Origin of the sequence: Sphingomonas sp. Leaf20 (assembly GCF_001421535.1) — a bacterium.
In the GTDB taxonomy this organism is placed as follows: Bacteria; Pseudomonadota; Alphaproteobacteria; order Sphingomonadales; family Sphingomonadaceae; genus Sphingomonas.
On the sequence record NZ_LMKN01000014.1, the window covers coordinates 1 to 18,481 of the forward strand.

Genomic DNA, 18,481 nt, shown 5'->3' on the forward strand with positions numbered 1-18,481 from the left:
ATCGTCACCGCGATAACCGCGTGATCGCCACGTCGGCTGCGCCTTCTCCATCGTGGAGATCATGGCAGTGCTGTACCGCTCGTTCGTGCGCTATCCCGGTGGCGATCCCCGGCATCCTGATCGCGACTATCTCGTGCTTAGCAAGGGGCACGGCGTCATGGCGCAATATGCCTGCATGCGCGAGATGGGCTGGCTGAACGACAAGGAGCACATTGAGCGCTACTTTGGCGACGGCAGCGATCTTATGGGATTATCGGACTCGCGTACTCCCGGGCTTGAAGTATCGTCGGGCTCGCTGGGCCATGGCTTCTCAGTCGGCGTCGGGATTGCAGAGGGGCTGCGTCGGCGCGGTACCGATCAGCGCGTGTTCGCGATCGTCGGCGACGGTGAGCTTAATGAGGGGCCGATCTGGGAAGGAATGCTGTTTGCAAGCCATAACAAGCTCAGCAACCTCATGATGATCGTCGATGCCAACGGGTTCCAGGCAATGGGTCGCACCGACGACGTCATGGAACTGGGCTCGATCCGGCAGAAGCTGGAGAGCTTTGGCTTCGAGACCGCAGACGTTGACGGACATGATCAAGGCGCGCTCGAGACGACGATCCGCACGCTGATCGACAGCGATTCCCCGCGTCCCAAGGCGCTCGTTGCGAAGACGATCAAGGGCAAGGGGGTGCCCTTCATGGAACACGACAACCAGTGGCATTACCGCCATCTGTCGGCGCAGGATTACGAGGCGTCGATCGAAGCGTTGCGCGCGGAGGTGGCATTATGAGAAGCGCATTCTCTGCCGCCCTCACCCGGCTCGGGCGGGACAATCCCGACGTTCTCTTGATCACAGGCGATCACGGCTACGCCCTGTTCGACGAGTTCCGGACGGCGTGCCCGGACCAGTTCATCAACGCCGGCATTGCCGAGCAGAACATGGTTGGCATGGCGGCAGGACTTGCCCGACTGGGGTTCAGGCCGTTCGTCTATGGCTTGAGCGCCTTCGTACCGATCCGCGTGGTCGAGCAGATCAAAATGGACATCGCGCATGACGATCTGCCGGTCGTTCTTTTAGGGGACGGTGCGGGCTTCGTGTATAGCCACCTAGGGCCGAGCCATCAGTCCGCCGAGGACATCGCATGTGCGCGTTCGGTGCCCGGACTTACGGTCCTTTCCCCAGGCGACCGCTACGAGATGACGGCGTGCATGGATCTTGCTTATGATCTACGCGGCCCGGTCTACATGCGAATGGGCAAGGCCGATCGCGGCGAGGTCCACGCCGGGACGCTGTCACCGCTCGTGGTCGGCGAACCGATCTGTGTACGCTCCGGTCCAGCCGATGCGCCTGCGCTGCTGGCGACAGGGGCTATGCTTACAACGGCAGTGCAACTGGCAGAACAGCATGGGCCAATGGCAGTATGGAGTGTCCCCTCGGTCAAGCCGCTGTCGACCGAGGCGATCGCCGCGATCTCACGCTCGAGTAGCGCGATCGTCGTTATGGAAGAGCATTCAGTCCACGGTGGACTCGGCGCAGCGGTGACCGAGATCGTGACTGAGGTAGAACCTTGCCGGGTGCTCCGCATCGGTATCCAAGATCGCTTCTCCAAGCACTGCGGCAGCTACGACTATCTCCTGCGCGAGCACGGACTTGATCTGGCCAGCGTGAAGGAGCGCGTGGATGCCTTCACCGCTACTATCTGAGCCGATAGCAATGGATGGCCGCCGTGTCTTTGTGACCGGCGGCACAGGGTTCGTAGGGCGCTCGCTACTGGACTATTTTGCGGAGTCTGCGGCGCAGCATGGTGCGAACTTCGAAGTAGTCGTCCTGTCACGACAGGCCGACGCATTTCTTGCACGCTTTCCTGTCTATGCCGGCCAGTCTTGGTTACATTTCGTCGCGGGCGATCTCGACACGTTGCCCGATATCGGCCGCTTCACCGATCTGATCCACGCCGCGGCCGATACGCATCGCGCGGGCGATCGTATCGCCTGGTTCCATCAGCTCGTCGACGGAACCCACAAGGTGCTGGATTTTGCAGCACGGACGGGCGTCGTGCGAACGTTGTTCGTCAGCTCGGGCGCGGTCTATGGTGGCAAAGGGAATAATTTCCCCACCGAAGCCGACGCAGTGCATGCCCCTGCCCTGTCAAAGACGGCATCCGTCTACGGCCAAGGCAAACGGGCAGCAGAACATTTGTGCGCGCTGTTCAACGAACAGCACGCCATCGGCTGCGTGATTGCGCGGTGCTTTGCAATTATCAGCCCACACATGCCGTTGGACGGGCCTTATGCCGCGGGCAATTTTATCCGCGACGCACTGTCGAACGAGTGTGCCACGATCGACATCGCAGGGAATCCCGAGACGCTCCGCTCCTACATAGATGGACGGGACATGGCGCATTGGCTTTGCGTCATATTGTCGCACGGTGTTGCAGGCGAGGCGTACAACGTCGGCTCGGACGAAGCGGTCTCGATCACGACACTTGCGCGCACGGTCTGCACCGCGTTGTCGATCGATAAACCAGTCCGGATAGATCCTGCCGCCACCGCACGGCCGCACTCTGTCTATGTTCCTGCGATCGGCAAGGCGCGCACGCTTGGCCTCCGGATTGAAACGGGACTGGAAGAAGCGATACGGCACGCTGCGGTTGAGCGCTGCTAGAGCGACAGGACCAACATTCGTGAAGAAAATGATTGGCACCATCAGAGGCATCATGGGCCTCGATTTCCATGTCTTCAGCACTGTGGTGCTGCGTGGATGGGGCATTGGGGCCGGATTTCTCACGACTTTACTGCTACCAATCCTGCTTTCAGCGACCGAACTTGGCTATTATTTCGCCTTCGCCAGCATACTGGGTTTGCAAGTATTCTTTGAGCTCGGGTTCAATCAGGTCATTACCCAAATTGCTGGCCACGAAGCGGCAGAACTAGCAGTAGATGAGGATGGAAGCCTAAACGGCGCGAGCATTCATCTGGCGCGTTTGGGGGCTCTGTCCAGTCTTACCCGCCGCTGGTATCTGGTTGCGGCAGCGGCTTTCGTCCTGGGGGTCGGTCCGGCAGGCCTGCTGTTTTTCGGTCGCAATCACACGCTGTCGCCCGAGGTTTGGGCGTTGCCCTGGCTCACACTCGTGCTGGTGACTGGCGTCAATCTTTACCTCAGTCCGCGGCTGGCATTTCTCGAAGGATGTGGCAGGATCGGCAATGTTGCGCAGATGCGACTATACCAGTCACTGGTCGGCTATGGTTGTGCCTGGATCACGCTAGGTGTCGGAGGAGGAATATGGGCTGCAGTATGCGTACCGCTCGCCGCCTGTATTGGCACTGCCTGGTGGTTGTATAGAACGCGCGGTTTCGGGCGGCGGTTCACCATACCGCTGCGCAACCACAATACCATGTCGTGGCGACGCGATATCCTCCCGTTGCAATGGCGTATTAGCCTTAGCTGGATAAGCGGCTATTTCATTTTCAGCCTGTTTACACCGCTGATCTTCAGTACCGCCGGTCCCATTGCAGCAGGGAGGTTCGGTCTGTCGATGGCAATCTTTACCGGTCTTTCTACCGTCAGCATGAGCTGGATGTATGCCAAGGTGCCGGAATTCGCACGACATGCGTCACGCGGCGATCTCGACGCACTTGGCCAGCAGTTTCGGCCGGCTGCGCTGCGCGCGGTCGGGGTCACCATCGCTCTATGCCTCTTGTTCGTGATCCTCGCGCAGATCGTCGTGCGAATACGCCCCGACGCAGCGACACGGCTCCTCGGATCAACCGACTTGCTGCTGCTCGCGATCGCAGTCATTGCCAATGCAGTAATCTCGTCTGCGGCAACCTACATGCGCGCGTTTCGTGAGGAGCCCATGCTGCCGGTCTCGATCGGCGCTGCAGTCTTGACGTGCGTGGCCGTATACGTCGGATCCGATGTAAGCGTCACCGCCATGCTGGCGCTGTATGCAGGCATTACCGCTGGAGTCACGCTGCCATGGACGATCTTAATATTTCGTCGCTACTCGGCGCGGCAGCGGACACGGATGGCCGGAACGGGGCCAGCCGCGCTATGAACACGGCCCTGTCCATGGCCCTGCCGACGTATAATCGAGGACCGCTCCTCGACACAGCTCTGACGCGACTGATAGCGACGGTCGCTCCCTATGGCATACGAATCCTGGTATCTGACAACGCCTCCACGGACGACACTGCGGCTGTGGTAAGGCGACATGCAGCCCATTACCCATTGCTCGATTATGTCTGCAACGCGGAGAATCTGGGTCCTGACGGCAATTTTGAAGCCGTACTGCGACAGACGTCTACCCGCTACGTCTGGTTGCTAGGCGATACGTATGAAATCGAGGCCGCCGCTTTGCAGCGGGTTCTCATCGCCGCCACAGGCGAGCATGCATTCGATGCGATCGTCGTCGACGTCGAGCAACGTGCAAAGGCTATTCCCGAACAAATCTACACCAACCGCAACGCGCTGCTCGCAGAACTCGGCTGGCACATGACCTGTATGTCGGCACTGATCTTGAATCGCGATCTAGTCAACGCGGGCGCTTTCGAACGATATCGTGATACCTCGTTCATCCATGTTGGTATCGTCTTCGATCATATTTCCCGGCGAACGCCTTCGGTACTTTGGTTAAACGGACAGGGCGCAAAAGCCCTGCGGATCGTCGGCCAGGCCAAGGTGAGCGTCTGGGAACAGCGGATTTTCGAGGTCTGGATCGACCGATGGACTGACTTCGTGCTGTCGTTGCCGGCGACCTACGATCTGCAGGCAAAACTTGCCTGTATCGGGCTTCACGCTCAATACAGCGCGTTGTTCTCGCTCGCCAATATCGTAAAGCTGCGCGCGAGTGGCATTCTCACGATCGTGAAAATAACCCCTCGATGGAACGCGTTGCGCTTGGCGACGGGTCGTACACGTTTCCTATTGCTAGCTTGCGCGCTCGTACCAGCGTCCATCGCCCGGCTCGCGGTAAACATTCGGAGCTCGCGACTATGACACATACAAAGCAGATCGTTGCTGGGTGCGTCATCCTGTATGAATGTGATATCAGTATTGGTGCCAATCTGGCGACCTACGCCGATGACCTTGATATGCTGGTTGTTATCGACAATTCCGCATCGCGTGATCCGGCTATTGTCGCAGCGGTACGCGCTCATGCCAATGCTGAATATGTGTTCAACGGCACCAATCTCGGTATCGCCGCTGCTCTCAACATGGCAGTGGATTGGGCGCGTGGGCGCGGCGCCGACTTCCTGCTGACGATGGATCAAGACAGCAGCTTCGACGACGTCCCGTTCCATGCTTTTCGGGATCGCGTCTTATCACTGCCTTTCGTAAAAGACCTGGCCATCGCCGCCCCCAGCTTTCTGATTGAGGACACTATGGCGACGACCGTCGTCGACAGTCCCACCGTTATCACGTCAGGCAGTATTGTCAGCCTCGCCAACCAGCCCCGGATAGGATCGTTTGACGAACGTCTGTTTATCGACGAGGTCGATCATGATTACTGCTTGCGCGCGCATGATGTGGGGCTGCGCGTCGTTACCCTGCCAGATGTGCGACTAGAGCATCGACTTGGGCAATCCCGGACGGTTTCGGTTTTGGGGAAGACAGTTCGTTGGAATGTCCACGCTCCCATTCGGCACTACTACATGGTTCGCAACGGCCTCTACATGGCATCCAAACACCGACGTCGCCATTTTCGCTATTCCGCAGGCCGGCTGGCCAGCTTAGGCAAAACGATCGCAGCCGCGCTCCTTTTGGCACCGAAGCGCCGAGAACGGTTCGGCATGGTAGTTCACGGCATGCGCGATTATGTTATGATGCGGATGGGCCCCCGGAGCAACGCAGTACACTCACGAAGTGCTTTGAGTGGGCATCAGCCGGATAGAGATCGATCCGATGCATAATCATTTAGAGAATACTAGTAAGGTCAGTGAAAAGCTGCCCGCGCGCCAAACATCACTTTTTTATAGACCGTTCTTTTTAGCCTATTGTGCTTTTACGGTATATTTTTACTATTCCGTTATACAACCATACCTTGCTTCAGGCGATGTCTATGGTCCACGCCTTCTTGCGGACTCTATCACATATGAGGCAATCTGTACTATCGAGCGCGAGTTTCTCGATTTAGCTACTATTCGCGATATTGGCCCCTGTCTTGGGTTATGGATATTTTCTTATAATTCCGGACTACTTTCGTTTGTCAACGCCGGCCTTATAGTATTGTCTGTTATATGGTTAGCCAAGACGTACGGCCGAGCGTGGGAGCCTATGCTCGCCTTGGTATTGATAAATCCCATTACTTTTTGCAGTATTTTTGGTGCAAATAAAGAGGTATTCGCCCTTACGTCCTTTGCAATGTTAGCAATATTCATCCGATCGCGATCCTTACTCGCCCTGTGCATCTGCCTTGTCACGGCGTTGTTTACCCGCCTTCCCGCATTTGCGACAACTGTCTCCTACTGCCTTCTTTTGGTTATAATGCTACCACGATCGGGCAGTATTAGCGCAAATATTAAGCAGAGATACTGGTTTATAATTGCCGGAATGGTAGTTTTTACAACTCTTGTTTCTGTTGTTTTCGGTGAAGCATTGCAGCTTAACTTACTTGGCGATTTTTCCACGGCCGAAGATGTTAGCCGGTCTACCGAGTTTTCTTTGTCTTTGAACAATCTGTCTGCATCAGGTCTTTATACGGTCGTATACGTTATGCGACTTTTATTGAATTTCTATAGCGGGGCGATAGGGTTTACCAATCTTCTACAGGGTGAAGGTGCAAATTATTACACTGTCGCTGTAGCTGGCTCATCAACGATCTTTATTTTCCTTAGCGGACTTCTCGTTTACCGAGGGATACCGAGCGATATGTCGAAGACAGCCGATTTCTGGAACATATTGCTCTTTATTGTCTACGTTACGATACTTCTGTGCTTGTCTCCAGTAATTCAACATCGTTATTTCTTCGGGATTTATATCATACTTGTTTTATTCACCTTTAATAGAAAGGCTGAGTCTTATGCGTAGCCACATAACGAAGATTATTTTTCAGATTTTGTGAATGGGTAGCATAAGTGTGAAAACTGGAAATATAGACATCTATTCATCAGATAAAGTTGGCATTAGCGTTGTGATGACAACATATAATGGATCTCGATATTTACGGCCGCAGATCGATTCCATTATCTTACAGCTTGATGCCGAGGATGAACTCGTAATTAGCGACGATCGATCTAATGACAAAACGCTTGAGCTTCTTAGAGAATATGCCAGCGGTCAAGTGCGAATTGTCCAAACGCCAGGAAATTTGGGCCCAATTCGTAATTTTGAATATGCGCTTGCCCAAGCCCGAGGAAGCGTGATTGTGTTATCCGATCAAGATGACGTGTGGCTAGAAGGTCGTCTCACTCGTGTTCGAGATCATTTCTCCGGGAATACGATGCCGTATGATCTTCTAGTACTCGACAGCAATATTGTTGATGGCGATCTAAAACCGACTCTGGGATCGTTGTTCGAGCTGCTATCTGCCGGACCCGGGCTTATCAAGAACATCTTGCGCAACACCTATGTCGGATGCCATATGGCTTTCCGGCGCCAACTTCTTGACATCGCCATGCCATTCCCGCGCGCTATTCCGATGCACGACGTATGGCTAGGACTTGTCTCGGAAAGTCTCGGTCCAGTGACTTTCGAGCCTGGCGCAACGATGTTGTTTCGTCGATCGGGCGAGAATTACACACAGTCGCGCTACTCGATGATTCAACGGTTAACCTGGCGGATCGGATTGATGACGTCGCTCGTCCAGCTTCGGTTGAGCGCTCGGTTCCGCGAGCGATCAGATCATGCGACGACGGGAAAGGCGACATGACCGACGTGCGTACCGGGATCAGTGGAATAGTTCTGACCCGTAACGAGGAAGCTCATATTCGGCGCTGCCTGCGTAGTGCCCGGCGGGTATGCGACGTCGTTCACGTGATCGACTCGAACTCAAACGACCGCACTCGTGCAATTGCCGAAGAAGAAGGCGCGGTGGTGCATACGGGCAATTTTACCTCCTTCGCCCAAAAGCTAAATTGGGCCAGCGACGAGATTGATTTCGATACCCCGTGGGTAATGCGCATCGATGCAGACGAGGTCCTGTCAAATAATCTTGTTGCGCGATTGCCCGGTTTTCTCGCGCAACAACCAGGCACGATAAATGGTGTGTTCGTGCGGCGCCGTTTATGGTTCATGGGCCGCCCAATGCGTTTTGGTGGCGTTTACCCCCGCCATTCAATGCGCCTGTGGCGCCCGCGCATGGCGCGTTGCGAAGTGCGTGCGCTCGACGAGCATATGCTGCTGAGTGGTGGCGCCAGTACAACGCTCGAAGCTGATATCGATGATATTCCGCTAACCGATCTTGCGCTGTGGATCACCAAGCACAATGAATACTCAAGTCTCGAGGCTCAAACAGCGGTGCATGATAGTGCGGCAGACTCCGGAAATGCTCTTCAGCCACGTTTTCTCGGTAACAAGAATGAACGTATACGGTGGTTGAAGGAAAGGGTTTTCTACAGGATGCCACCGTTTATCCGTCCTCTCGCCTACTACATCTATCGCTACTTTATTCTGCTGGGCTTCCTGGATGGGAAGGCCGGGTTCATATTCCACTTTCTGCACGGGTTCTGGTACCGCTTCCTCGTCGATGCAAAGCTTGTTGAAACGCGCTGGCGTAACGCTGACCGATCGGCTCTGCCGGCAGAAACATCGAGGCGCCTGCGGTGACGTTCCCGAATCTAACGCGGCGCTCAACACTTGGCTTTCTGCGCGCGATGCTCGCGTCCTACCCTGCAGTCCATGTAGGTGACGCGCTGGCCGAGGAAAGCGCGCCAACGCCCGCGCTAGCTGCGCGCGCGGATGGCATTGCCTTTGTTCAGGCTGGCGCAGGTGCGCAGATACGCAGTGTGGAGGCCAAGGCGCGCGAAATCGTTTCGGTGGTCGATTTCGGAGCCAAGGGGGACGGCATTACGGATGATACTGCCGCCTTCAACGCGGCGATTGCAACCGGCAAGGCTGTCTCTGTACCCTACACCGCCGCTGGTTACGCAGTCGCGAACATCGATGTCGTCGACAATATGCAGGTGGTCGGCGAGAAAGCGGGAATGGCACTTGCCCCGACGTTGATAGTTGCCGAGTCAAATGCGGCGGCCTTCCGAAACAGTGCCAGCAAAAGCATCTTTCACTGTGTGTTCGAGAATCTAGCGTGTCGCGCCGGTCCCCGCGTCGTCAATGCATCGTTTTACGCGCAGGCGAAACGAGCCGACTATAGTGCATATTTCACGTTCCGTCAGATCGAGACTTACGGCAATCTGCGAGCAAGCTATGTCGGCCTTTTCATCTTCGCAGTATGGGATCGCTGCCGCGACGGTTATCTTGGAACAGGAACGGACCGGGAGCATAGTGCGATCGTTGCGCTGGCAGATACATACGGTCAGCCCAATCGGCAAAACCTCAACCGCATCAAAGATTCGATGTTCTTTAACGCGTTCGGGGGAGAGGCCGCGATCACCGGCTCCTATGGAACGTTATGGACGATCGAGAACAGTAATTTCGAGGCGTTACAAACGCGTGCTTTCGCTGCGTACGACATCGTCAAAGTGCATTTTTCGAATTGCTGGTTTGAGGGTATCAATGCACCCGCGATCGTCCATGCGGGCACCTTTTCAGGAACTCATGCGGCCTCAACCATCGCATTTGATTGCTGCATCTTTGCCCTGACAGGATCTGCGCGGCGCGTTGTGACTGTGGAGGCGCAGGGGAGCGTCGCGCTACGAGGCAACATGTTCAACCCGGTTAGTGTCGGCGTTCGTCTTTGTGACACAGGCTCGCGGATCACGGTCAACGAAGACAATCTGGCGGGGTCCGGCGCTGGAGCGGCCGATTTCTTTACCGGGACGCATCAGGATAGCTATCTAAACGGGCGGCGTCAGATCAACGGCGCGAGCGACAACAATGTCGCCTCAATGACGTTTCAGAACGAAGGTGGCATCGCGGCGACGCAGGGCTTCATGTCACGTGCTGAAATCCGCGTTGCGTCGTCTTTCGCGACCGTTGCCACTTCCCAAACTGGATTGGGTGGAACGTGCATCGTCTCGGGCTATGATCCCAATGGCGGAGCACAGTTCCGCGTCATCAAGGATTGGCAGGGTGCTACAGTCCGGGATGTCGTGCCACCGCTCAATGCAACCGGCAGGGGAGTAGCGTTCCGAGCATTGGGCAAAGATCTTCAAATGAAGGTCGATACCGGCTCGCTGATCATCTTTACGACGATGTTGCACTAGCGGCCCCACATGTCGTCAATTCGACATGTGGGGCCGTAGATTAGAAGTTCAGTCCAAAAAACTCTTCGAGCTTGCTGCCGACATAGTCGAAATGCTCTGCGCCAAGGGCCGGATACAGGCCAAGCCAGAACGTGTTGTTCATCACCCGGTCGGTCTGCGTCAGATCTCCAACGACGCGATAGTTGACGTGTTCGAAATAGGGCTGGCGCGTCAGGTTGCCGGCGAACAACAGGCGCGTGCCGATCTTGTTCTGGTCGAGGAAGCGGGTCACATCGACGCGCTTGGCATCGACGCCATCGCGCAGCATCAGCGGGAAGCCGAACCACGACGGATCCGAATTCGGCGTTGCCTCGGGCATGATGAAAATCTCTTCGAGGCTCTTCAACCGCTCGGTAAGCAGCCCGAAATTGCGCCGGCGAGCCGCGATGAAGCCTTCCGCACGATCGAGCTGCGCGAGGCCGCAGGCGGCCTGCATGTCCGTGATCTTCAGGTTATAGCCGAGATGCGAGTAGACATACTTGTGGTCATAGCCGAACGGCAGCGTGCCGTGCTGCTGGCCGAAGCGCGAGCCGCAGGTATTGTCGCAGCCGGGCGCGCAATAACAATCGCGGCCCCAGTCACGAATTGATTCGATCAGCGGACGCAGTTCGGCCGACTTGGTGAAGACCGCACCGCCTTCGCCCATCGTCATGTGGTGCGCCGGGTAGAAGCTGAGCGTTGCGACGTCGCCCCAAGTGCCAACCAGCTTGCCGTCATAAGTCGCGCCGAGCGCGTCGCAGCAATCCTCGACCAGCCACAAATCATGCTCGTCGCAGATCCGGCGGACTTCGGCGAGGTTGAAGGGGTTGCCGAGCGTGTGCGCGATCATGATCGCACCGGTCTTCTCGGTGATTGCCGCCTCGATCAGGCTGGCGTCGATGTTGTAGGTCGGCACTTCGACGTCGACGAACACCGGGATCAGGCCGTGCTGGATCGACGGGTTGACCGTGGTCGGGAAGCCGGCCGCGACGGTGATGACTTCGTCCCCAGGCTTCAGGCGACGATCGCCAAGCTTGTGGCTGGTCAGGCACGACAGCGCCAGCAGGTTCGCGGACGAGCCTGAGGTGGTGGTCAGCAGGAACGGTGCACCGACCATCTTGGCGAGTTTCGCTTCGAACTCGGTGTTGAAGCGGCCGGTAGTCAGCCAGCCGTCAAGCGACGCTTCGACCATCATCTCGATCTCGGGTGCGCCGATCACCTTGCCCGCGGGCGGGATCACGGATTCACCGGGCACGAACGGCTTGGGTGCGAATTGCTGTTCGGCATATTGGCCGACCAGGGTGCGGATCTGCTTGCGAAGTTCGTCAGCGGTCATGGGGAATAGGTCCTATGCGGAAAGGGTATGGCTGGCGCGGGTGAAGCGCTCCAGTTCTTCAAGCGAATATGCATGCATGTCGGTGCCCGACAGCCAGGCGCGATGCCAGGCAACAATCCGGTCGAGCGCTTCGGACAACGACCAGCGTGGCTGCCAGCCGAGACCGAAGCGTGCCTTTGAGATGTCGAGTTTGAGGTAGTTGGCCTCATGCGGCTGGACCGACTCGTCGCGCGTCCAGTCGGCGCCGTCGCCCCAACGTGCACACATGCGCTCGACGATCCACTGTACTGGCTGCGCATCCTCGTCGCGCGGACCAAAGTTCCACGCTTGGGCTGCCGCAGGATCGGCCCATAACGCCTGGCACAGCACGAGATAGCCCGACACCGGTTCCAGCACGTGCTGCCACGGCCGGGTCGCAAGCGGATTACGGATCAGCACCGGATCGCCGTCGGCGACCGCGCGCAGGATGTCCGGGATCAGGCGATCAGCCGCCCAGTCGCCCCCGCCTATGACGTTGCCAGCGCGGCCCGAGGCCAGCGCAGGTTGGCCATTGCCGGTGAAGAACGACCGGCGATAGGCAGAGGTGACCAGTTCGGAACACCCCTTCGAGTTGCTGTACGGATCATAGCCGCCCATCGCCTCGTCTTCGCGGTAGCCCCAGACCCATTCGCGGTTCTCGTAGCATTTGTCGGTCGTAACCACGCAGACCGCGCGGACCGACGCAGCTTTGCGGACCGCCTCGAGCAGGTGGACGGTGCCCATGACGTTGGTGGCATAGGTGCCGACCGGATCGTCATAGGAAGCGCGCACCAGCGGCTGCGCCGCCATGTGGATGACGATCTCGGGATCGGCCGCGACCAACGCGGTCTCCAGGGCCTCGCGGTCGCGGATGTCGCCGATGATCGACGTCATGCCGGCCGCGACGCCAGCGACCTCGAACAGCGCGGGGCTCGTCGGAGGGGCGAGCGCGAAGCCGGTAACCTGGGCGCCCATCTGCTGGAGCCAAAGCGACATCCAGCTGCCCTTGAACCCGGTATGGCCGGTCAGAAAAACGCGCTTACCCGCCCAGAAAGCGGGATCCACATTGCCCTTGGTCACGATCGGCGCGGTCATGTCGGAGGGCGTTACCATATACGCCACGGGGCCTTGCCGCTCTGCCACAGGCTTTCAAGATGCTGCTTGTCACGCAGCGTATCCATCGGCTGCCAGAAGCCATGATGCTCGTACGCCATCAACTCGCCGTCGGTGGCTAGTGTGCGCAGCGGCTCCTGCTCCCACGTGGTTGAATCGTCTTCGAGGTAGTCGAGGACCTTTGGCGACAGCACGAAATAGCCACCATTGATCATGCCACCGTCACCCTGCGGCTTTTCGAGGAATTCGGTGATCTGGCCGCCCTCGATCTGCAGTGCGCCGAACCGGCCCGGCGGATAGGTCGCGGTCAGCGTCGCCGCCTTGCCGTGGCTGCGGTGGAATTCGATCGACTTGGTGATGTCGATGTCGGCAACACCGTCGCCGTACGTGAAGAAGAAGAACTCTTCGTCCTTAACGTACTCGGCAACGCGCTTCAGGCGACCGCCGGTCATCGAATCGTCGCCCGTGTCGATCAGCGTGACCTTCCATGGCTCCGCGCGCTTTTCGTGCACGATCATCTCGTTCGCCTTCATGTCGAAGGTGACATCGGACATGTGCAGGAAGTAGTTCGCAAAATACTCCTTGATCACATAGCCCTTGTAGCCGCAGCAGATGATGAACTCGGTGACGCCATGTGCGGCGTAGATCTTCATGATGTGCCACAGGATCGGGCGACCGCCGATTTCGATCATCGGCTTGGGGCGCAGGCTGGTTTCTTCGGCGAAACGCGTGCCGAGGCCCCCGGCGAGAATGACTGCCTTCATTGTCCTACCTCAGTTCGAGCTGACAAATGCGTCGGAGAAGAAGCGTTTGGCTGGAAGCCCCAGCGCCAACAGCTTCTCGCGTGCAGATGTAATCATGGCGTTCGAGCCGCATGCATAAACGACCGTGTCGTCAGGATCGATACCCTGACGGATCGCCGCATCGTGAACATAGCCCCGGGCGGCGCTCCAATTGGCATCGGTGCCCGATAGCAAGTGGTGAACCCCGACGTCGAGGCCCAATCCAACCGGATCCCAGCAAAAGCTCTCGGCTTCGCGGTTGCCCCAGAAGACGGTGAGCCGGTGTTGCGCGGCACGCTCGCGATCTGCCGCAAGCTCTTCGAGGAGAGCTTTTACGGGGGCAATACCGGTACCGGTTGCCAGGAACACGATGTTGGTGGGGCCTTGCTCGCGCAGGAAGAACGTCCCAAATGGCCCCTCGATCCGCAGGAGGTCGTTGGCCTTGGCGCGCTCGAACCAATACTCGCTGAGGATACCGCCCTTGTAGCGCTTGATGATGAGCTCGAGCAGGCCGTCACCGCGCGGCGCGTTGGCGAGGGAATAGCTGCGCCGCACGCCTTCGACGATGACATCAATATATTGCCCCGGCAGAAACCGCATCGGCGAGGCGGGTGGCGTCTTCAGCATCACGCGAACGATGTCGGGAGCGAGCCGCTCGATCGACACGATCCGGCTGGCCATCGTCTTGATCTCGATCCCGGCTAGCCGGTCGAGCGGTTCGATGTCCAACGTCACATCGCTGGTTGCCGATCGGCAGCAAGTGAGGATGAGCCCGCCCCGTGCGTCTTCGGTGCTAAGACTCTCTTCCGTACGGAGCACCTCGGTTACACCTGCGAGCAGCGGTGCCTTGCAGATCCCACAGCGCCCGGTCCGGCAGCTATATTCGAGGGTCACGCCCTCGTTGCGCGCTGCATCGAGGATCGAAACGGCGCGGTCCGCGGTGAAGGTGTGACCGGTATTTAGCGTTACAGTTGGCATGCGATGCAGGCTGTTAGTTGATTCCTCGATACAGTCCAGCATTTGTGCGCCTGGCAAACACCTGTGATTGCACCCCATACCAGGGTCCGTGCGTTGCCATATGTGAGCTAGGAGGTTTTATGACGATTTATCACGTTATTGTCGAAGGCGAAGAAAAAACCTTCGAATATGCGTTCGACGGCGAACCGCAAATTAACCTGACCTTCGAGGACAATGGCATAGTCTACAAGGTCACCACCCGCGCCCATGACGAGAACGACAAGTTTTCGCATACGCTTCATGCTGAAATCGTCTGACCTCACTACGTCAATTGTCGCTTGGCATCCTATCGAGTGCGTAGATTGCCACTGCGCGATTTTCGATGATGTCGACGCCTCTTTCTCTCTCCATTGGCGCCGTGGATGTCTCGGTGGGTAGCCTTTGCCGCAGCCTTGCCGTAACGGGCATCGCTATCAATCGGGCGGCAATAGGAAGATTTAAATGAACAGCCCCGTTCAACTGATCCACCCCCGTCGCCATGGCGACGCGCGCGGTTGGTTCACCGAAACATATAATCGCGATACGTTTGCGGGGCTCGGCATTGACGTCACGTTCGTTCAGGACAACCACTCACTTTCCGCTCCCGCATTTACCTTGCGCGGCTTACATTTTCAAACACCGCCGCGCGCGCAGGACAAACTCGTGCGATGCATCCGCGGGCGTATCTTCGACGTCGCTGTCGACATACGAGCGACCTCCCCTACCTATGGCCAATGGGTTGGTGCAGAGCTGTCAGCTGAAAACGGTCATCAGCTTTTTGTTCCGGTCGGCTTCGCGCATGGCTTTCTGACGCTCGAGGACAATTGCGAAGTTAGCTATAAATGTTCAGACACCTATGCGCCCGAGTCCGATGGCGGAATTCGTTGGGACGACCCGGCAATCGGCATTAGTTGGCCGATGCCTGTCGGGACTGTCCCCGAACTGAGCGCCAAGGACATGGTGCAGCCCGCGATAAAAGATTTTAACAGCCCCTTCCCCTATGACGGCCGGCCCCTCGCGCCTCTCGCCTGAAGGACAGACTAATGCGTATTTTCGTCACCGGCGGGGCCGGCTTCATCGGTTCGGCCCTTGTCCGCCACCTGATGGAAAACACCGACCATGAAGTGCTCAACTTCGACAAGCTGACCTATGCGGGCACACTGACCACCGTCGAACGCGTCGCGAGTTCGAACCGCTACCGCTTCGTCCAGGGCGACATCTGCGATGCGGACGCGGTCCGCGCGGCGATCGCCGAGTTCAAGCCCGACGTGATCACGCATCTCGCCGCCGAGAGCCATGTCGATCGCTCGATCGACGGCCCCGGCGCGTTCGTCCAGACCAACGTCGTCGGCACCTTCACGATGCTGAGCGAGGCACGCGCCTATTGGCTGTCGCTCGGCGACGCGGCGAAGGCGGCGTTCCGCTTCCACCACATCTCGACCGACGAGGTGTATGGCTCGCTCGGCGAGACCGGGCTGTTCACCGAAGAGACGCCCTATGATCCGCGTTCGCCCTATTCGGCGTCGAAGGCGGGGTCGGATCACCTCGTCAGCGCCTGGGGCCACACCTTTGGCCTGCCCGTGCTGATCACCAACTGCTCGAACAATTACGGGCCGTATCACTTCCCCGAAAAGCTGATCCCGCTGATGATCGTCAAGGCGCTCGCGGGCGCCGACCTGCCCGTCTACGGCAAGGGCGACCAGGTCCGCGACTGGCTGTATGTCGAGGATCATGTCCGCGCGCTCCACGCGGTGTTCGAAAAGGGCGAGCCCGGCCGGACCTACAATGTCGGCGGAAACAACGAGAAGCAGAATCTCGAGGTCGTGAAGACCGTCTGCACGATCCTCGATCGCCTCCGCCCGCGCGCCGACGGCCAGCCATACGCCACGCAGATCACCTATGTCGCCGACCGCCCCGGCCACGACAAGCGCTATGCGATCGACGCGACCCGGATCAAGGACGAGCTCGGCTGGGAGCCCGCCGAGACGTTTGAGACGGGCATCGAGAAGACCGTCGCCTGGTATCTCGACAACCAGGACTGGTGGCAGGCGATCGTCGCCGAGCACAAGGCCGACCAGCGTCGCGGGCTGTCGGTATGAGCGATGCTTCCGCATCCGGCCGTATGAAGCACGTCCTCGTCACCGGCGGGAACGGCCAGCTCGGCACCGAGCTCAGGCGCTATGCCTGGCCCGAGGGCTGGGCGGTCACCGCGATCGACATCGACGCGCTCGACCTGCGCGATACCGCGGCGATCGCCGCGATGGTCGCTGGCGGCCATGACGGCACGCCCTGGGCCGCGGTGATTTCGGCCGGCGCCTATACCGCGGTCGACAAGGCGGAGAGCGATATTGTCACCGCCTGGGCGGTCAACGCGATGGCGCCCGCGGCGTTTGCCGAGGCGTGCGCGAAGGCGGCGATCCCGATCGTCCAGGTCTCGACCGATTACGTCTTCGACGGCGCGCGCGAGGGCGCATGGGACGTCAACGATCCGGTCGCGCCGCTCGGCGTGTACGGCGCCTCCAAGCTTGGCGGCGAGCTCGCGGTACGGACCTCGGGCGCGCGCCACGCGATCGTCCGGACCGCCTGGGTAGTCAGCGCGCACGGCAACAATTTCGTGAAGACGATGCTCCGCGTCGGCGCGACCAACCCACGCCTGCGCGTGGTCGACGACCAGCATGGCAGCCCGACGTCCGCGGCCGATCTCGCCGCGGCGCTCGCGACGATCGCGATGCGCCTCGTCGAGGATCCCACCGCCCCCACCGGCATCTATCATTTCAGCAACGCTGGCGCGGTCACCTGGGCCGGCTTCGCACGCGAGATCTTCGCGCAGAGCGCCGCGCGGGGCGGCGCGAGCGCCGAGGTCGATGGCATCCCGACCAGCGAATACCCGACGCCTGCGACGCGCCCGGCAAACTCGCTGCTCAGCCATGACGCGATCACGCGCGACTATGGCATCCATCCGCCCGCGTGGCAGACCGCGCTCGGCAACATCCTCGACGAACTGCTCGGGGCCCCCAAGAAGGACATCTCCCAATGAAGGGCATCATTCTCGCCGGCGGTTCGGGCACGCGGCTTCATCCGGCGACGCTCGCCGTGAACAAGCAGCTGCTGCCGGTCTACGACAAGCCGATGATCTATTATCCGCTGTCGGTGCTGATGCTCGCGGGCATCCGCGACATCCTGATCATCTCGAGCCCCGAATATATCGACAATTACCGTCGCCTGTTCGACGACGGGTCGGCATTCGGGCTGGCGATCTCCTATGCCGAACAGCCCCGCCCCGAGGGCCTCGCCCAGGCGTTCACGATCGGCGCGGACTTCATCGGCGACGACGATGTCGCGCTCGTGCTCGGCGACAACATCTTCTTCGGCGCGCACCTGACCGATCTGCTGGCGAGCGCGGTCGCGCGCAAGGGCGGCGCGACGGTGTTCTCCTACCGTGTCGAGGATCCCGAGCGCTACGGCGTGGTCGAGTTCGGCGAAGGCGGCAAGGCGGTCAGCCTCGAGGAAAAGCCGGCAAAGCCCAAGTCGCACCATGCGGTCACGGGGCTGTATTTCTACGACAACCGCGTCGTCCAGTTCGCGCGCGACCTGAAGCCCTCCGCCCGCGGCGAGCTCGAGATCACCGATCTCAACCGCCTCTACATGGACGCCGGCGACCTGTTCGTCGAACAGATGGGTCGTGGCTATGCGTGGCTCGACACCGGCACGCACGACAGCCTGCTGGAGGCCTCGGAGTTCGTCCGCACCATCCAGCACCGCCAGGGCATCCAGGTCGCCTGTCTCGAAGAGATCGCGTATCATCAGGGCTTCATCACCGCCGATCAGGCGCGCGAAGCCGGCGAACGGTTCAAGAAGACAAATTATGGACGTGCCATCTTGAATGCGGTGAGCGGATCATAACCGTGTT

Annotated in this window: 18 protein-coding genes and 1 pseudogene; 15 read left to right on the forward strand and 4 right to left on the reverse strand. The window is 58.9% G+C overall.

What is annotated here, in order from left to right:
- Positions 1–40 precede the first annotated feature (40 nt).
- From ASE72_RS18995 to ASE72_RS19035, 10 genes and pseudogenes are all read left to right on the forward strand, one after another.
- A pseudogene (locus ASE72_RS18995) lies at positions 41–775 on the forward strand (transketolase); the annotation flags it as partial.
- On the forward strand, positions 772–1,689 hold the full coding sequence (locus ASE72_RS19000; protein WP_056025463.1) for a transketolase family protein: 918 nt from the start codon (positions 772–774) through the stop codon (positions 1,687–1,689). The pseudogene ASE72_RS18995 and the gene ASE72_RS19000, both read left to right, overlap by 4 nt.
- Before the next feature lie 10 nt (positions 1,690–1,699).
- A complete protein-coding gene (locus tag ASE72_RS19005) occupies positions 1,700–2,650 on the forward strand; it encodes an NAD-dependent epimerase/dehydratase family protein (RefSeq protein WP_056025466.1) in 951 nt (316 codons plus the stop codon).
- A gap of 19 nt (positions 2,651–2,669) precedes the next feature.
- Positions 2,670–4,043 (forward strand): hypothetical protein, encoded by a 1,374-nt coding sequence (locus tag ASE72_RS19010; RefSeq protein WP_156350682.1) that lies wholly within the window; start codon positions 2,670–2,672, stop codon positions 4,041–4,043.
- Positions 4,040–4,984, forward strand: coding sequence for a glycosyltransferase family 2 protein (locus ASE72_RS19015; protein ID WP_056025472.1), 945 nt, complete (start codon positions 4,040–4,042; stop codon positions 4,982–4,984). Before ASE72_RS19010 ends, ASE72_RS19015 begins: the two co-directional genes overlap by 4 nt.
- Complete coding sequence (locus ASE72_RS19020; RefSeq protein WP_056025475.1) at positions 4,981–5,898, forward strand: glycosyltransferase; 918 nt, start codon at positions 4,981–4,983, stop codon at positions 5,896–5,898. Before ASE72_RS19015 ends, ASE72_RS19020 begins: the two co-directional genes overlap by 4 nt.
- Positions 5,891–7,015 carry a hypothetical protein gene (locus ASE72_RS20475; RefSeq protein WP_156350683.1) on the forward strand — a complete coding sequence of 375 codons (1,125 nt, stop codon included), beginning with the start codon at positions 5,891–5,893 and terminating at the stop codon, positions 7,013–7,015. Before ASE72_RS19020 ends, ASE72_RS20475 begins: the two co-directional genes overlap by 8 nt.
- Positions 7,016–7,064: 49 nt before the next feature.
- Positions 7,065–7,856: a glycosyltransferase gene (locus tag ASE72_RS19930; RefSeq protein ID WP_162235507.1), complete on the forward strand. Its 792-nt coding sequence runs from the start codon at positions 7,065–7,067 to the stop codon at positions 7,854–7,856.
- On the forward strand, positions 7,853–8,752 hold the full coding sequence (locus tag ASE72_RS19935; RefSeq protein ID WP_162235508.1) for a glycosyltransferase family 2 protein: 900 nt from the start codon (positions 7,853–7,855) through the stop codon (positions 8,750–8,752). The genes ASE72_RS19930 and ASE72_RS19935 overlap by 4 nt, the downstream gene beginning before the upstream one ends.
- The gene (locus ASE72_RS19035) at positions 8,749–10,308 is read left to right on the forward strand and encodes a glycosyl hydrolase family 28-related protein (protein ID WP_200916410.1); all 1,560 of its coding nucleotides are present in this window, start codon (positions 8,749–8,751) and stop codon (positions 10,306–10,308) included. The genes ASE72_RS19935 and ASE72_RS19035 overlap by 4 nt, the downstream gene beginning before the upstream one ends.
- A gap of 40 nt (positions 10,309–10,348) precedes the next feature.
- Here the strand turns inward: ASE72_RS19035 and rfbH are convergent, their stop codons facing one another.
- The 4 genes from rfbH to ASE72_RS19055 are packed head-to-tail and all read right to left on the reverse strand — an operon-like array spanning position 10,349 to position 14,595.
- Positions 10,349–11,662 (reverse strand): lipopolysaccharide biosynthesis protein RfbH, encoded by a 1,314-nt coding sequence (gene rfbH, locus ASE72_RS19040; protein WP_056025486.1) that lies wholly within the window; start codon positions 11,660–11,662, stop codon positions 10,349–10,351.
- A 12-nt stretch (positions 11,663–11,674) separates the two neighbouring features.
- Positions 11,675–12,793: a CDP-glucose 4,6-dehydratase gene (rfbG, locus tag ASE72_RS19045; RefSeq protein ID WP_200916419.1), complete on the reverse strand. Its 1,119-nt coding sequence runs from the start codon at positions 12,791–12,793 to the stop codon at positions 11,675–11,677.
- Positions 12,787–13,557, reverse strand: coding sequence for a glucose-1-phosphate cytidylyltransferase (rfbF, locus tag ASE72_RS19050; protein ID WP_056025491.1), 771 nt, complete (start codon positions 13,555–13,557; stop codon positions 12,787–12,789). The genes rfbG and rfbF overlap by 7 nt, the downstream gene beginning before the upstream one ends.
- Before the next feature lie 9 nt (positions 13,558–13,566).
- A complete protein-coding gene (locus tag ASE72_RS19055; RefSeq protein ID WP_200916412.1) occupies positions 13,567–14,595 on the reverse strand; it encodes an FAD-binding oxidoreductase in 1,029 nt (342 codons plus the stop codon).
- A 77-nt stretch (positions 14,596–14,672) separates the two neighbouring features.
- Between ASE72_RS19055 and ASE72_RS20480 the strand changes: the two genes are divergently transcribed.
- The 5 genes from ASE72_RS20480 (at position 14,673) to rfbA (ending at position 18,474) form a co-directional block, all read left to right on the forward strand.
- Entirely contained in the window at positions 14,673–14,849 is a 177-nt protein-coding gene (locus ASE72_RS20480; protein WP_156350684.1) for a hypothetical protein, read from the forward strand.
- Between the two features lie 184 nt (positions 14,850–15,033).
- Positions 15,034–15,603, forward strand: coding sequence for a dTDP-4-dehydrorhamnose 3,5-epimerase (rfbC, locus tag ASE72_RS19060; RefSeq protein ID WP_056025498.1), 570 nt, complete (start codon positions 15,034–15,036; stop codon positions 15,601–15,603).
- 11 nt (positions 15,604–15,614) lie between these two features.
- Positions 15,615–16,670: a dTDP-glucose 4,6-dehydratase gene (gene rfbB, locus ASE72_RS19065; protein WP_056025501.1), complete on the forward strand. Its 1,056-nt coding sequence runs from the start codon at positions 15,615–15,617 to the stop codon at positions 16,668–16,670.
- Positions 16,667–17,608 carry a dTDP-4-dehydrorhamnose reductase gene (rfbD, locus tag ASE72_RS19070; protein WP_200916414.1) on the forward strand — a complete coding sequence of 314 codons (942 nt, stop codon included), beginning with the start codon at positions 16,667–16,669 and terminating at the stop codon, positions 17,606–17,608. The genes rfbB and rfbD overlap by 4 nt, the downstream gene beginning before the upstream one ends.
- Positions 17,605–18,474, forward strand: a complete 870-nt coding sequence (rfbA, locus tag ASE72_RS19075) for a glucose-1-phosphate thymidylyltransferase RfbA (RefSeq protein ID WP_056025513.1) — start codon at positions 17,605–17,607, stop codon at positions 18,472–18,474. The genes rfbD and rfbA overlap by 4 nt, the downstream gene beginning before the upstream one ends.
- The last annotated feature ends 7 nt before the right edge of the window (positions 18,475–18,481 follow it).